At 38.9% G+C, this 14,940-nt stretch carries 15 protein-coding genes and 1 tRNA gene; 10 read left to right on the top strand and 6 right to left on the bottom strand.

The genetic code is table 11. From position 1 onward, the window contains the following. Positions 1-20: 20 nt before the first annotated feature. Positions 21-1,064, top strand: a complete 1,044-nt coding sequence (locus tag M1381_03035) for a hypothetical protein (GenBank protein MCL4478063.1) — start codon at positions 21-23, stop codon at positions 1,062-1,064. Positions 1,065-1,825: 761 nt separating this feature from the next. Here M1381_03035 and M1381_03030 read toward each other — a convergent pair. Then, positions 1,826-1,898: transfer RNA gene (locus M1381_03030), tRNA-Arg, on the bottom strand. Positions 1,899-2,124: 226 nt separating this feature from the next. On the opposite strand from M1381_03030, the gene purH reads away from it, so the two are divergent. From purH to M1381_03005, 5 genes are all read left to right on the top strand, one after another. Continuing rightward, entirely contained in the window at positions 2,125-3,663 is a 1,539-nt protein-coding gene (gene purH, locus M1381_03025; protein MCL4478062.1) for a bifunctional phosphoribosylaminoimidazolecarboxamide formyltransferase/IMP cyclohydrolase, read from the top strand. Positions 3,664-3,722: 59 nt separating this feature from the next. Continuing rightward, complete coding sequence (purD, locus tag M1381_03020; protein ID MCL4478061.1) at positions 3,723-4,973, top strand: phosphoribosylamine--glycine ligase; 1,251 nt, start codon at positions 3,723-3,725, stop codon at positions 4,971-4,973. Between the two features lie 64 nt (positions 4,974-5,037). After that, the gene (locus tag M1381_03015) at positions 5,038-5,760 is read left to right on the top strand and encodes a hypothetical protein (protein ID MCL4478060.1); all 723 of its coding nucleotides are present in this window, start codon (positions 5,038-5,040) and stop codon (positions 5,758-5,760) included. Then, the gene (locus M1381_03010; protein ID MCL4478059.1) at positions 5,757-6,353 is read left to right on the top strand and encodes a sigma-70 family RNA polymerase sigma factor; all 597 of its coding nucleotides are present in this window, start codon (positions 5,757-5,759) and stop codon (positions 6,351-6,353) included. Before M1381_03015 ends, M1381_03010 begins: the two co-directional genes overlap by 4 nt. Then, the gene (locus M1381_03005; protein MCL4478058.1) at positions 6,346-6,945 is read left to right on the top strand and encodes a hypothetical protein; all 600 of its coding nucleotides are present in this window, start codon (positions 6,346-6,348) and stop codon (positions 6,943-6,945) included. The genes M1381_03010 and M1381_03005 overlap by 8 nt, the downstream gene beginning before the upstream one ends. A 171-nt stretch (positions 6,946-7,116) precedes the next feature. Here the strand turns inward: M1381_03005 and ilvC are convergent, their stop codons facing one another. From ilvC to M1381_02980, 5 genes are all read right to left on the bottom strand, one after another. After that, positions 7,117-8,133, bottom strand: coding sequence for a ketol-acid reductoisomerase (gene ilvC / locus M1381_03000; protein ID MCL4478057.1), 1,017 nt, complete (start codon positions 8,131-8,133; stop codon positions 7,117-7,119). Positions 8,134-8,286: 153 nt separating this feature from the next. Next, complete coding sequence (gene ilvN, locus M1381_02995; protein MCL4478056.1) at positions 8,287-8,787, bottom strand: acetolactate synthase small subunit; 501 nt, start codon at positions 8,785-8,787, stop codon at positions 8,287-8,289. 9 nt (positions 8,788-8,796) lie between these two features. Beyond that, positions 8,797-10,485 carry a biosynthetic-type acetolactate synthase large subunit gene (ilvB, locus tag M1381_02990; protein ID MCL4478055.1) on the bottom strand — a complete coding sequence of 563 codons (1,689 nt, stop codon included), beginning with the start codon at positions 10,483-10,485 and terminating at the stop codon, positions 8,797-8,799. Between the two features lie 14 nt (positions 10,486-10,499). Beyond that, positions 10,500-12,161, bottom strand: coding sequence for a dihydroxy-acid dehydratase (gene ilvD, locus M1381_02985; GenBank protein MCL4478054.1), 1,662 nt, complete (start codon positions 12,159-12,161; stop codon positions 10,500-10,502). Next, positions 12,151-12,393, bottom strand: coding sequence for a DUF465 domain-containing protein (locus tag M1381_02980; protein ID MCL4478053.1), 243 nt, complete (start codon positions 12,391-12,393; stop codon positions 12,151-12,153). Before M1381_02980 ends, ilvD begins: the two co-directional genes overlap by 11 nt. Before the next feature lie 174 nt (positions 12,394-12,567). Here M1381_02980 and rpmH point away from each other — a divergent pair, with 174 nt between their 5' ends. From rpmH to yidC, 4 genes are read left to right on the top strand one after another with little or no spacing between them, the layout of a single operon-like run. Beyond that, the gene (gene rpmH / locus M1381_02975) at positions 12,568-12,723 is read left to right on the top strand and encodes a 50S ribosomal protein L34 (protein MCL4478052.1); all 156 of its coding nucleotides are present in this window, start codon (positions 12,568-12,570) and stop codon (positions 12,721-12,723) included. A 56-nt stretch (positions 12,724-12,779) separates the two neighbouring features. Next, positions 12,780-13,058 (top strand): ribonuclease P protein component, encoded by a 279-nt coding sequence (gene rnpA, locus M1381_02970; GenBank protein MCL4478051.1) that lies wholly within the window; start codon positions 12,780-12,782, stop codon positions 13,056-13,058. Beyond that, positions 13,024-13,272, top strand: a complete 249-nt coding sequence (gene yidD, locus M1381_02965; protein MCL4478050.1) for a membrane protein insertion efficiency factor YidD — start codon at positions 13,024-13,026, stop codon at positions 13,270-13,272. The genes rnpA and yidD overlap by 35 nt, the downstream gene beginning before the upstream one ends. Position 13,273: 1 nt before the next feature. Then, on the top strand, positions 13,274-14,917 hold the full coding sequence (yidC, locus tag M1381_02960; GenBank protein MCL4478049.1) for a membrane protein insertase YidC: 1,644 nt from the start codon (positions 13,274-13,276) through the stop codon (positions 14,915-14,917). The last annotated feature ends 23 nt before the right edge of the window (positions 14,918-14,940 follow it).

Here is a 14,940-nt window from a genome sequence, read left to right as displayed (position 1 = left end):
AGTTTTCTATGGGTATTTGTATGTTTCATTATGGCCATCTGGATGAAGGGCCTAGTTACTGTGGACCACATTCAATCGTTTTTTCCACTGGCGGTACTGCTTATTTATTAGGCTTCAACCAATTATTAGCGATCGATCCGCAGGGCAATATAATATTTATTAATGAGTTTAATGGGGGGGCTTTAAATCCAGAGGGGACGTTTTCAGACATGATAGACATTTCTAAGAACAATAACGATATATGGGAAGTCACTTCCGATTTTTACGGGTACCTTTCTATTTTAACGATATCTAACTCACAGAATAATTTTGTAACACAAACAACTACAGATTTTTATGAGTCAACCTCTGTAAAGGTTTCACCATCTGCGGATATAGGTTGGGCCGGCGGATTAAGCAGCACTAGTAATACCATGCTGGAGGCTTTAAATGTAAGCGGCCAAACTTTAACGTCCTTTACGGTGCCCGGAAATCCTACATCGTATAGCGGATGGATTTTTAACGTAGTGAAGATCGCAATCTCGCCTATCAACGGTACTGTATGCGCATGGTCACCCGGATATTTGTCAGGATACTCATTTACAGGACTTGTATACGAACCTTATCCTGTAAACATTTTAGAATCTTTTAGTCCATATATTATAGGTTGTGGTACAAACGAAAAATGGATAGTCGTAAATCCGATCACAAATGATATATGGATGGGGAACCCTGCTACAACAACCGTACTTGCGTTGTCGCCGAATGATGCTGTCAAATTTCATAAAAATCTTGATATCTATGTATCCACAATGGCTGTATCTCCCAAAACAGAGAATGTATGGATCGGAAGCAACAACAAGATAGATGTGCTTGATCCCTACGGTAGTCTAATCAAGCAATTAACTTTCAAGAACCTGAGATGTATTACCTATATAGCAATATCACCATTGAATGATACGGTATGGGTGGGCAATGAAACCAATACGTACAGTACTGATAAAAACATTTTTATCCTTGTTGATAATGGGAACATCATTAATAGTTTTCATGTGCCGGTCGCGTGTTTTGGGCCTATGGTGTAATATAGCCCCTAAGAAACTTGACTATAAGCTCTTGACACAGGCCGAGATTAAGATCGCGCAATTGATAGACAACTATAAACAATGCTCTCCTGTACCAAAAACGTCCGTTTTTGGTACAGTATTCACTGTCGTCTGACATCAGTACAATAAAATAATGACCTTCCTTCATTGTAGCTAATAACATTATATTTAATTTTAATATCGTCTTTATTTAGTGTCCCTTTCGGGGATGGTTGAAACCCCTCGCCTTCAGGCGAAGCAACTTTCAACGAAATGGGCGAAGACCATGAGCTAATATTCTTTGTTTCTTGTTTTAAAGCCGACTTCAAATCGGCAGACTTATGAACCCATCGGCTTAAAGCCGATGGTCATTGAGTTGTCAAATATATGTAGCGGTCAGTAACATATTTTACTGAAACGCATATTCAACCCATCCCTTAAAAGCAACATTCGTTTTTTGCATATATCATCGTAGGGCATGGGAAGTACACAAGCTTTGCAGACAGACAGTAATAATGGGGGAGGAAGCCCTCTTTTTTTTGGGGGGGTTATAATAATGCAGCTTAAAGCCTGGTTTTAGTGCCTTAAATTTGCTCACTTTTTGATCTGATTTTTGTCCAATCATAGGGTGCAGTCCATCTCTTTCCACAGAATTTACAAGACAGTGTAGCAGTTTTGGATAATCAAAATGAGGTTGTAGCAAAAACGGTAGCAGTATAGGGTTTACGAATGCAGGAATCAGCTAACTGTTTGAAAAAAAATGCGCCCGGTGGGATTTGAACCCACGACCTGCGGATTCGAAGTCCGACGCTCTATCCACTGAGCTACGGGCGCAATTATGATGAAATATACCATCAATCATAAAAATGCAACGGCGTTTGATATCTTACCCCCCATTTTTATCTTTGTAATAGAATTAATTTATGTATGTCCCATTTTTATAATCAATATAGCTTCAGATAAGAGGCAGAATGCACCATTTTCTATAAAACTTGCTTTTATTAACGTTTTAAATATAGGCTAAATATACATCTTAATTTCACAGGAAGGAGTTACTTATATGTCTTCAAAAAAGGCTATTGTAAGCGTATCAAACAAAAAAGGTTTGGAGGAGCTTAGCAAGGTATTAAAAGAAAAAGGTATAGAGATATTGTCCACGGGCGGAACTTCAAAATTTCTAAAAGATAAAAATATACCTGTTACGGATGTTTCAGAATATACGGGATTTCCTGAAATGCTTGATGGCAGGGTTAAAACACTTCATCCTATGATACACGGCGGCATACTTGCAATAAGAAAAAATGATGCACATATGAAATCCATTAAAGAGCATTCTATCAGCCTTATAGATATGGTGATCGTAAATTTGTATCCATTTAAAGAAACAACTAAAAAAGAAAACGCTTCTTTTGATGAGGTTATTGAGATGATAGATATAGGCGGGCCATCAATGATTCGTGCAGCGGCAAAAAATTTTAAGGATGTAATCGTCATAGTCGATCCAGAAGATTATCAATGGCTTATTGAACGTATCAGGAAGGATGACATTACAGAACAGGATAGACTCAGGCTTGCCACAAAGGCTTTTAATCACACGGCATCATACGATAGTTTTATCGCAAACTGGCTCAATCAAAAAATGGAAAAGGAAAATATAGAACACTTGCATCTTACTTTACAAAGGGTTCAATCCATGAGGTATGGTGAAAATCCACATCAAAAAGCAGGACTTTATACGGTCGTTGATTATGACAGCCTTGAGCCTGTGAAATTTGAGCAGCTGGGAGGTAAAGAGCTTTCTTACAATAACATACTGGACATGGATGGCGCCTATGCACTTTCTCATGAATTTGATAAACCCGCATGCATAATTATAAAGCATACAAATCCCTGCGGTGCTGCTATCGGCTCTACAGTTTCAAAGGCTTACGAGATTGCGTACAAAACAGATCCGGCATCAAGTTATGGAGGTATAATCGGGTTAAACAGGGAGTTTGATGAAGATACTGCTAAACTCATAGCCGATACATTTTACGAGGTTATCGTTGCCCCATCATTTTCAAAGCAGTCGATAGAAATACTGTCAAAGAAGAAAAATCTCAGGCTTATAAAAGTATACTCCTCTAATCTGATAGACAGGACTAAGATGGAACTTCGGCAAACAGCCTTTGGCACGCTCATACAGACAAAAGATGATATATCTTCCGATACTAGAAATGCAAGGGTTGTTACGAAAAGGGAACCCACAAAAGATGAATTAAGAGACATGGACTTTGCAATGAAGATATGCAAGCATACAAAAAGCAATACAATCATTATAGCAAAATCCGAACAGCTTATAGGTGTTGGAGCCGGACAGATGAGCAGGGTTGACTCTGCAAAAATTGCCCTGATGAAATCAAATATCAGTACAAAAGGTGCTGTTGCGGCATCCGATGCGTATTTTCCATTTTCTGACGGCTTAAATGTACTTGCGAATGGGGGTATTACAGCAATCATTCAGCCGGGTGGTTCTATAAGAGATGAAGAGGTAATAAGGGCAGCTGATGAAGCGGGTATTGCCATGATATTTACAGGCATAAGGCACTTTAAACATTAATTCACAAAATCGGTTAAAAACTAAATCAACCTTTTGGGATAATATGGAATGAGGTAATTATGAATATTCTCGTTGTAGGTTCCGGGGCAAGAGAACACGCTATAGTCCACAAATTAAAGCAGGATGGTATCAAAAATATTTACTGTGCACCTGGTAACGCAGGTATCGATGAACTTGCCACCTGTGTACAGATAAATCATGATGATATCAACGGACTTATAAATTTTGCAAAGGAGCAGCATATTAGCTTAACAATCGTCGGGCCTGAGATATCTTTATCTCTTGGTATTGTTGATGCATTCAATGAAAACGATTTAACGATTTTTGGACCTACAAAACAGGCCGCCATGATAGAGTCCTCCAAGTTTTTTGCAAGACAAATAATGCACAATTACCATATACCGCAACCAGGATTTGAAATGTTTGATAACTCCAATGAAGCTATAGATTATGTAAAAACGATATCTTACCCTGCTGTGATAAAAGCCGACGGACTTGCTGCGGGCAAAGGCGTTTCTATTGTTAATACAAGAGAAGAAGCAATTGCTGTAGTAAAAGCGATGATGGAACAGCGAATTTTCGGCGATGCCGGGAAAAAAATACTTGTAGAAGAGTTTTTAAATGGGGTTGAATCAAGTTATTTTGTCATATCAAACGGAAAAGGTTTTGTTAAATTAGGTAGTGCAAGAGATTATAAGAGATTAAACGATATGGATAAAGGACCGAATACCGGCGGCATGGGCTCTATTTCACCGTCCGACAAAATAACACCCGCAATGGAAAAAAAGGTGATTGATAAAATCATTACCCCTCTTATGGATGCGTTTAAACAAGAAAGTATAGTTTATAAGGGCGTAATCTACACCGGATTAATGATCGTTGATAACGAGCCGTATGTCCTTGAGTTCAATGCAAGATTCGGAGATCCTGAAACACAGGCAATCATACCGAGAATAATCAGCGATCTTTCAAGTATACTCGTTGATAGTGCAAAAGGCAAAACATTTACTGAAACAATAAAAACAAAAGAAGAAGTATCTGTGTGTGTTGTGATGGCTTCTAAAAACTATCCTGAACATCCGGAAACAGGTAAGATAATAAATGGGCTGAGAGACGCAGTAAAAAAGGATACTTTTATTTTTCATGCCGGAACAAAAAAAGAAAAAGGTTCTATAATAACAACAGGTGGAAGAGTGCTTGCTATCACGGGTATAGGTACCGATTATGAATCAGCAAGGGAAAAGGCATACAGATCCATTGGCAATATAGTGTTTGAAGGCGCGAATTACAGAAAGGATATAGGTTTATGAAATACACAGGTTTGATATTTAGTAATCATCAAGTGAATGTCTTCATTACCGGCTAATATTTTTTATGAGTAGTGGGTACATCGATATTCACTCACACATCCTTTCTGATATTGATGACGGCGCATCATCGGCAGATGAATCCTTAGAAATGATCAATGCCCTTATAAGTATGGGCTTTTCAACATCTTATGCAACGCCACACAACATGCCCGGCAGGGATCAAAGCGATCTGCACTTAAAGGCACAAACAAGGCTAAATGAGCTTTCAAAATGTCTGCAAGATAAAGGTATTAACTATGAACTTTTTTTAGGCGCTGAAAACTATTTCGACATGTCTGCGGACATTGAAAACTATGATGATTACTTTATCCCCTTGGGTAAATCTGGGGTATACCTTGTTGAATTTCCTTTTGTTGGTGATATAATAAATCACGTAACAAAACTCCATGAAACGGGATTAAAATGTATAATTGCACATGCAGAAAGATACATGAGCATTATATACGAGCCTGAAAAGGTATCCATGTTAAAGGATGCAGGCTTCATTATACAAATGAACCTTGGCAGCCTCATAGGATTATATGGATTGGACGTTATGAAAACAGCAAGATACTTATTAGAGAAAAATATGATTGATATTATTGCAACGGATACGCATAATTCCATACATATTAAAGAGCTTTTGAGGAAGGCATTCAAAAGGCTTAGTACATTTATTCCAGAAGAAGAACAAATAAGGCTTTTACTCGAGACACCGGCAAAACTTCTGGGGAATATAAAAATATGAACATTGAGAAAACCCTTAAACAGGATTCATCAAAGACCGATGAAGAATTGATAAGCCTTTGTAAGGCGGGTGATAAAAAATTTTACCATGTGTTAGTGGAAAGATACAAAGATATGATCTATAATCTTATATCCCGCTATACAAAAAATCCGGACATAGCAGATGAGATAACACAGGAGACATTCGTCAAGGCATGGAAGGCCATTAACAGTTTTGAGGGACGATCTAAATTTTCTACATGGCTAATAACAATAGCTGTAAATAGAGTAAAAGATGAGCTTAAATATAAAAAACGGTTCACCACTTTAGAATTCGACAGTATAAGTAATAATAATCCTTATGAATCGTCTAATGATATGAGAGGGCCTGAAGAGATGGTTATGAATAATGAACTCGGCGCACAATTGAAAAGTGCTATAAATAACTTGCCCGGCATTTATAAAGAGGCTTTTCTTTTAAGACATGTTGAATTATTGTCTTATGATGAGATTTCCGATATTACTAATACAAGTTCAGAGACTGTTAAAGTAAGGGTATTCAGGGCAAGAGATATGCTAAAAAAGATTTTATACAAAGAGGAAAAGGATGGATAACCGTATACACCTTTATATAGACGGTGAACTAAAAGGTACAGAGAAAGAGGCTTTTGAAAAAGCACTGAGCACCGACAGCGTATTGCGCGAAAATTATGAAAAGATGCTCGGCATCCTGCAGCTTATGCGTGATCAAAATTCAACATTAAAAGCCCCTGAAGGTCTTACGGATAAAGTTATGGCCGCAATAGAACAGGGATCATCAAGCAGTATTGTAAGACAATTATTAAAGATCGCGGCTATTATTTTAATAACGGTACTTGCCGGTACAGGTATTTACACTTATGTTCATGGAAGAAACGATATGATCAGGGTAACACTAAATGTAGTACTACCAAAAGCAAAAACAGTTGCTGTCCTTGGGACATTCAATAAATGGGGTGAAAAGCCCATAATGCTGAAAAAAGCGGGTAAAGGGTTATTCATTGTAACCTTGAAGCTGAAACCCGGTATTTATCAGTATGTGTATCAGGTTAATGGACAAAAGATTATATCCGATCCTCATGCAAGGATGTTTACGGATGATGGTTTTGGACAGGTAAATGCAATCCTTATCGTAAGAGCAAAAGCTTCATCAAGCCCTGTTTCATGATTGTTTAACCCAAAAAATGCAATAAGAGAATCTGTTCATTCTCATCAAGAGTATGATTCTCCTCCAAAGAAGATCAACCCTGTGATCCACCTTAAATTAGATGATTTTTTGTTTTAAACAAGGCACAGGGGCTTAAATTTTTAAGCCCCTGTAATTTCATTGCATTGGGGATTAATTTTTATTTTTATCCACGAGCTTTTCTTTCTTAAGCCATGGCATCATTTCTCTCAATTTCTGTCCGGTCTTTTCTGCAAGATGCTCTTCACCATTTCTTGTAAGTGCATTGAATACTGGTCTGTTCGCCTTGTTCTCAAGAATCCATTCCTTTGCAAAACTGCCGTCCTGAATCTCTTTAAGTATTTTTTTCATCTCACATTTAACATCGGCGTTTATAACCCTCGGACCTCTTGTAAGATCTCCAAACTGGGCTGTGTTACTCACCGAGTATCTCATATTGGACATACCTCCCTCGTATATAAGGTCAACAATGAGTTTCATCTCGTGTATGCATTCAAAATAAGCCATCTCAGGGGAGTAACCTGCATTAACGAGTGTTTCAAAACCACCAAGCATGAGCGATGTAACACCACCGCAAAGTACAGCCTGCTCACCAAACAAATCTGTCTCTGTTTCTTCTTTAAATGTTGTTTCTATAATGCCTGCCCTGCCTGCACCAATACCCGATGCATAGGCAAGCCCGATCTCTTTTGTATCACCGGATGGGTCCTGGTGTACTGCTATCAATGACGGCACTCCCCTATCCTTTGTGTACTCACCCCTTACAAGATGACCCGGCCCTTTAGGAGCGACCATAAACACGTTAACATCGGATGACGGAACGATCTGACCATAATGAATGTTAAAGCCATGGGCAAATGCAAGATATGCACCCTTTTTGAGGTTTGGACCTATCTCATTTTTATAAACATCAGCCTGCAGTTCATCCGGCAGCAGGATCATTATAACATCAGCCTGCTTTACGGCGTCCGCAACATTGTACACCTTAAATCCCGCGGCTTCAGCCTTTGCCCATGATTTACCTTCTTTTCTACCGCCTATAATAACATTCATCTTGCTGTCTTTCAGGTTGTTGGAATGTCCGAATCCCTGACTTCCATAGCCGATAATGGCTATCGTTTTGTTTTTAAGCGGTTTTATATCTATGTCCTTATCGTAATAAACTTTCATGCTACCTCCTTTTATATTCTAAATTTTGATTTTGTTAAATTTCGTTCCCATCTATGGGTCATCTTCCTCTTGAGCTGCCATTCCGGCTTTCATTGGGATTACAAGAAAGGCTAATAAGAGATATGTTGATCATGTTTATTGTCGTTTTAAGCTTTATCTGTTGACTTTGTCATTATGCTGTATGGATCTTTGAATGGCAACCTTGCCTGTTCTTACAATATCCTTTACACCAAGAGGGTTCAAAAGATTCAATACGGCATGTATCTTTTCTTCGTCACCTGTCAGCTCTATTACAAACGTATCTGGGCTTACATCAACGATCTTACCTCTGAATATATCAACAAGCCTTAATACCTCTGTCCTGTTTTCTCCGGATGCCGAAACCTTTACGAGAACCATCTCTCTTTCCACATGGTCTGTGATAGTGAGGTCGGTAACCTTTATAGTATTTATGAGTTTGTTTAACTGTTTTAAAATCTGTTCTACAATTTTGTCTTCACCGTTGGTTACTATCGTCATCTTAGATATGGAGGGATCCAGTGTTTCTGCAACACTTAAACTCTCTATGTTATAACCTCTGCCGCTGAACAACCCTGCAACTCTTGCAAGTACGCCGAATTTATTCTCCACTGTAAGCGATATTGTATGTCTCATCATTCACCTCTAAGCCAATAACATCTTTTTAAGTGCAGCCCCTGACGGTACCATAGGATAAACGTCTTCCTCCTCCTCAACATGAAAATCAATCAGTACCGGGAGTTTACTCTTGAGTGCTTCCTTTAATACCGTTAGAACCTCACCTTTCCTGTCCACTGAATAGCCTTTGGCACCATAAGCATCGGCGAGTTTTACAAAATCAGGCTTATGAGACATATCTGTGTATGAATATCTCTTGCCGTAAAAAAGGCTCTGCCACTGTCTGACCATTCCGAGATAGTTATTATTAAGGATCGCTACGACAACGTTCACCTTGTACTGCACGGCTGTTGCAAGCTCCTGAATGTTCATTTGAATGCTCCCGTCACCTGCAATATCTATTACCGCTGCATCTGGCATGGCAACCTTTGCACCGATGGCTGCGGGAAAACCATAACCCATGGTCCCGAGTCCGCCTGATGTTACAAAGGTCCTTGGTTTGCTGAACTTATAAAACTGTGCTGTCCACATCTGGTTCTGACCGACCTCCGTTGTTATAATGGCATTGCCCTTTGTCAATTCGTAAATCTTTTCTATTACAAACTGTGGTTTCAGCTTGCCGTTCTCCTTGTATGTGAGCGGATGGGATTCCTTCCACTGGTTTATAAGTGTCTTCCAGTTATTGATTTCTTTTACAAAGCCTTTAAGCCTCTTATTCTGCTTTAAAAACTTATTCATTTCAGAAAGGATGCTCTTTGCATTACCTACAATAGGTATGTCCACCTCTACGTTTTTACTGATGGATGTCGGGTCTATATCGATATGCACAATCTTTGCCTCTGGTGCAAATTCATTTATATCACCAGTTACACGGTCATCAAACCTTGCACCTATTGCCACTAGCATATCGGTGTGCGTAACAGCCATGTTTGCCGCATAAGTCCCGTGCATGCCTAGCATACCCAAAAACAAAGGATGCTCGCCCGGAAAGCCTCCAAGCCCCATGAGAGTATTTGTGACCGGTGCATTTAACAACTCTGCGAATGTAAAAAGCTCTTTTGATGCGCCTGAGCTTATAATACCCCCGCCTGTGTATATGACCGGTTTTTTTGAATCAAGGATCATATCTATTGCACGTTTGATCTGACCAGTATGGCCTTCATACGTCGGCTTGTAGCCTGGAAGTTCAATATCATCGGGATAAAAAAACTCAGTTGAATCTACCGTAACATCCTTCGGGATATCAACAACAACGGGTCCTGGCCTGCCTGTCCTTGCTATATAGAACGCCTCTTTTACAGTCTTTGCTATGTCCTTAACATTCTTAATAAGAAAATTGTGCTTTGTGCATGACCGTGTTATGCCGACGATGTCCGCCTCCTGAAATGCATCATTCCCAACCAGATTTGTAGGTACCTGTCCTGTAAATACAACGATAGGAATAGAATCCATGTATGCCGTAGCCAGACCTGTTACCGTGTTTGTGGCACCGGGACCGGATGTTACAAGACATACACCGACCCTGCCCGTGGCCCGGGCATAGCCGTCAGCCATGTGAGCCGCTCCCTGTTCATGCCTGACAAGAATGTGCCTTATATCGCTGTGGTAAAGCTCATCATATATGTACAGCACCACTCCACCGGGGTATCCAAAGATTGTGTCTACACCTTCTTTTTTCAGACTTTCCACAAATATCTTTGCGCCATTCATCTTCATTTTTATCTATCCTCTCAAGCTTTTAACACCGCACCCGTATTTGCAGATGTTACAAGCTTTGTGTATCTTGCAAGCCAGCCTCTTTTAAATCTGGGTTCCGGCGGCTTAAAACCTGACATCCTTTTTGCGAGTTCCGTTTTATTCAGGTCAAGTTCAATAGATTTTTTCTTTAAATCTATTATAATACTATCCCCATCTTTTACAAACGCAATTATGCCGCCGGCAGCTGCCTCAGGGGATACATGCCCTATGGAAAGCCCCCTTGTTCCGCCGGAAAACCTTCCGTCCGTAATAAGCGCAATCTTATCACCCATGCCCATACCTGAAATAGCGGATGTTGGGGATAACATTTCTCGCATGCCTGGTCCACCCTTCGGGCCCTCATACCTTATAATAATTGCATCTCCTTGCTTGATCTCCCGTTTCATTATCGCCTTCATTGCGAGTTCTTCAGAATCAAATACCTTTGCCTTACCTTCAAAATACTGTATAGCTTTATTTACGCCGGACAACTTTATAACAGCCCCATCCGGTGCCAGGCTTCCTTTTAATACGGCAATACCGCCCGTTTCTGAATAAGCCTTATTAAGCGGCCTTATAACATCATCATCATAAACAGTCCCTCTCCCGGCCATCTCAATAATTGACTGTCCTGAAACTGTAGGATTATCTTTTAACTTATCCTTAAGTCTGTTAAGTACGCCGGGAATACCGCCGGCATACTCAAGGTCCTCCATCATATAATCTCCTGACGGCCTTATCTTTGTTAGGCTTGGTGTTATGCTGCTGATCTCATCAAACAATTCAAGAGGAAGTTCAATCCCTGCCTCATAAGCAATGGCAGTAAGATGAAGCACGGTATTAGTTGATCCGCCGAGGGCCATATCAATCATAATGGCATTCTCGAAAGCATTTTTTGTTAAAATCTTCCTTGCTGTTACGTTGTTATTTATTAATTCCACTATCCGTTTACCCGTTTCATAAGCAATATGCCTTTTTTTTGATGATACAGCAAGTGCCGTACCTGCACCGTAAAGAGACATACCGAGTGCTTCTGTAATACATGCCATCGTGTTTGCAGTATAAAGACCCTGGCACGAGCCTTCCCCGGGGCATGCACCAATCTCCATAGCCACAACATCGTCATCCGTAAGCTCGCCCCTGTTGTACCTGCCTACAGCCTCAAATGCATCATGAACAAGATCCAGACGTTCATTCTTATATCTTCCCGATCTTCCTGAAAGCATTGGTCCTGCTGTCAGCACAATCGCGGGGATATCAAGCCTTGCAGCAGCCATAAGCATACCGGGCGTGATCTTATCACAGTTGGTGAGCAGGATCATTCCATCCAGCCTGTGCGCCTCTATCACAGACTCTATAGAATCGGCTATAAGCTCACGAATCGGCAACGAATAATGCATGCCTATATGACCCATTGCAATACCATCGCATATACCCGGAATGCCGAATAAAAAGGGTCTGCCGCCTCCTGCATAAACACCATTCTCAAGTGCCCTTTCAAGGGTTCTCATACCGACATGTCCGGGGATGAGATCGGTAAAACTTGTTGCAATGCCTATAAATGGCTTCTCAAATTCTGATCTTGCAACGCCAGCTGCGTGCAGGAGTGCACGATGAGGCAGCCTCTCTATACCTTTGAATTCATCACTTCTCATCCAATTTACTCCTCAATCCACTCTTTGAGAGTATCTCAAACATCTTATCCTTTCCCGATAGTTTTAGTTTTTGAATTTCTTTTCTCTCCGTATCATCTTCCGGAGAAAGATAGGGTTTTTTATCAAACTCTTTTAACCGTTTCTCATATTCTAAATGTTGTTCCCATAATTTTTTTATTTCCTGATTTGTCTCAGCAAGTTTTAAGATGATCAAACGTTCTTTTTCTTCCACTATTTATACCTCCTTTCTATTTTGTTTCTATCGTATATGAAAGTTATTTAATTATGTCAATTATAAAAATACAATGGCTTCAATCATGTTAATATATTCCCAAGATATTGGAACTTGCTTGACATTAAACAATGTGTATGTTTACTAATGCAAGATCATTAATGGAGAATAAATATGAAAAGAACATATCAACCGCATAACAAAAAAAGAAAAAGGACTCACGGCTTTCTTGAACGTATGGCTACACGTTCAGGCAGAGAAGTATTGAGCAGAAGGAGAGCAAAAGGAAGACATCAACTTACCGTAAAAATAGGTGATAAACCATTTTAAAGAAACTTGGTTTATCTAAAACAGAAAAACTAACATCTCATAATGATTTTGAGACAATAAAAAAGAATGGTAAAAAGCTTTACACATACAATTTTATTATTCTATACAGAAAGAATGATCTTCCTCTTCCAAGATTCGGGATTATAATAAGTAAAAAAGTAGGCAATGCAGTGAAGAGGAACAGGTTAAAAAGGCTGATAAGGGAATTTTTCAGGACTAATAAAGATAAGATTGCGGTTAGAGATTATGTGTTTATTGCGAAAAAAGGCTCTGATAAGATTAATTATAATGATATAAATAATGAATTATCGAAACTATTTACAAAAGCTAAATAAGCTAACGAGTCTCTTATTTATTAAATTGATAAAAGTATACAGGATTACAATTTCTCCATGGACGGGCGCATCCTGTAGATTTAATCCAACATGTTCTGTATATTCAATTGAGGCGATAGAAAAATACGGCATTGCAAAAGGTGGTTTTATGTCTATAAAAAGAATACTCAAATGTCATCCTTTCCATCCCGGCGGGAACGATCCGGTAGTTTAATATGGAAAAAAGAGTCCTATTAGCTATAGCCGTATCGTTTCTTATTATTTTTCTATATCAATGGTTCCTTGCTCAACAACAGCAAAAGACTGTCCAACCTCCTGCTAAAGCACAATCGGTTCAGCAATCGTCCAAACCATTAGCAAGCGAAGAGATTTCAAAAAATAATATCAAATCATTTTATAATACTAACCCAATAACAGGTAACATAATAACTGTAACTACCCCACTCTATCAGGCTGAGTTTTCAACCAACAATCTAACAGTTAAGCACTGGAAGCTGTTAAAATACAGCACTGGGTTGAACAAGAATAGCGGATCAGTTGATCTCATAGGCAGCATACCCGGCATAGTTTATCCAATGTGGGAGAGTTTTGAGGGCTCAAGTTTTTCTATTCCATCTTCGATTTATTACAGATGCTCTTCATCTGCAATAAATGTTTCTAAAAATGCCAGAGCAAGCCTCTCATGCTCATATAAAGGAAACAATGTCGATATAAAAAAGATAATATCATTCTACGGTAATTCTTACACAGCTACGGTTGAAATAGAAATTACAAATCTCTCTAAAAATCCTATCACAGAAAGGCTTGGCATTAACTGGAGCGGACTAACAGGTGAACTTGGTTCAAAATACGACATTTCCGACGGCATACTTTTGCTTAACAATTCAAGGGAAACCATAGAGGCAAAAAGTTTGGATTTATCGAAATCTTTTTACAATACTATAGATTGGTTTGGGCTTGAAAACAGATACTTTGTACAGGTCATTATAACAAACAACGATAATGAAAAAGCTCATCTTTATGTGGCAAGAACAAAAGGAACAATACAGGATAATATGATTCCATTATTATTTACCTATATTTATAATCCTGTAACAATCGCCCAAAATAAAACTTGCGAAAGGACATATCTTGTTTTCCTTGGACCAAAAGATATCAATGTATTAAGGAATGCAGGATTTAATCTGAGTAAAACTCTATATTTCGGCTGGGCAAATTCTATAGCAAAGCTATTTCTATATATACTTAAATTTTTAAATAACTTTATCCATAATTACGGCTGGACCATTGTTATATTTACGATATTGATAAAGATAGTTTTATTTCCGCTTGGTCAAATAAGCTACAAATCAATGAAAAAAATGCAAAATCTGCAGCCAAAGCTCAAGGAAATACAGGAAAAATACAAGGGCGATAAAGAAAAATTATACAGAGAAACTACATCGCTGTATAGAAGTAATAAAGTAAACCCTTTCGGCGGTTGCCTGCCGATGTTGATACAGATACCCGTTTTTATAGGATTATATGAACTACTTCTCAATTCTATAGAACTAAGACAGGCACCTTTTATATGGTGGATAAAAAACTTATCTGTCCCGGATACAATTGCTGTTATCAGTTTATACGGCGAACAAATAGGCATACACGTACTACCTTTGATTATGGGAGCTTCCATGTTCTTTCAGCAATTGTTAACGCCTATGACAATGGATCAAACACAAACAAGAATGCTGTTATGGATTATGCCTATAATGTTAACTGTAATTTTTTGGGGTTTACCTGCCGGACTTGTTCTTTACTGGACAGTAAACAATCTATTCAGCATAGGCCAGCAATATTATATATTAAAAAAATATTGATGAAGCATATTAGTATCTCCATA

This window comes from Deltaproteobacteria bacterium, assembly GCA_023382265.1.
Classification (GTDB): domain Bacteria; phylum JAMCPX01; class JAMCPX01; order JAMCPX01; family JAMCPX01; genus JAMCPX01.
This window is presented reverse-complemented; position numbering and strand designations above follow the sequence as displayed.

What these genes read in the sequence shown, in the direction of transcription:
- purH (MCL4478062.1), top strand. Translation starts at nt 2,125, where the DNA reads ATGTCTTCAAAAAAGGCTATTGTAAGCGTATCAAACAAAAAAGGTTTG.
- M1381_03005 (MCL4478058.1), top strand. Translation starts at nt 6,346, where the DNA reads ATGGATAACCGTATACACCTTTATATAGACGGTGAACTAAAAGGTACA.
- yidD (MCL4478050.1), top strand. Translation starts at nt 13,024, where the DNA reads ATGAATTATCGAAACTATTTACAAAAGCTAAATAAGCTAACGAGTCTC.
- yidC (MCL4478049.1), top strand. Translation starts at nt 13,274, where the DNA reads ATGGAAAAAAGAGTCCTATTAGCTATAGCCGTATCGTTTCTTATTATT.
- ilvB (MCL4478055.1), bottom strand. Translation starts at nt 10,485, where the DNA reads ATGAAGATGAATGGCGCAAAGATATTTGTGGAAAGTCTGAAAAAAGAA.
- M1381_03035 (MCL4478063.1), top strand. Translation starts at nt 21, where the DNA reads ATGTTTCATTATGGCCATCTGGATGAAGGGCCTAGTTACTGTGGACCA.
- rpmH (MCL4478052.1), top strand. Translation starts at nt 12,568, where the DNA reads ATGAAAAGAACATATCAACCGCATAACAAAAAAAGAAAAAGGACTCAC.
- M1381_03015 (MCL4478060.1), top strand. Translation starts at nt 5,038, where the DNA reads ATGAGTAGTGGGTACATCGATATTCACTCACACATCCTTTCTGATATT.
- ilvD (MCL4478054.1), bottom strand. Translation starts at nt 12,161, where the DNA reads ATGAGAAGTGATGAATTCAAAGGTATAGAGAGGCTGCCTCATCGTGCA.
- ilvN (MCL4478056.1), bottom strand. Translation starts at nt 8,787, where the DNA reads ATGAGACATACAATATCGCTTACAGTGGAGAATAAATTCGGCGTACTT.
- purD (MCL4478061.1), top strand. Translation starts at nt 3,723, where the DNA reads ATGAATATTCTCGTTGTAGGTTCCGGGGCAAGAGAACACGCTATAGTC.
- ilvC (MCL4478057.1), bottom strand. Translation starts at nt 8,133, where the DNA reads ATGAAAGTTTATTACGATAAGGACATAGATATAAAACCGCTTAAAAAC.
- M1381_03010 (MCL4478059.1), top strand. Translation starts at nt 5,757, where the DNA reads ATGAACATTGAGAAAACCCTTAAACAGGATTCATCAAAGACCGATGAA.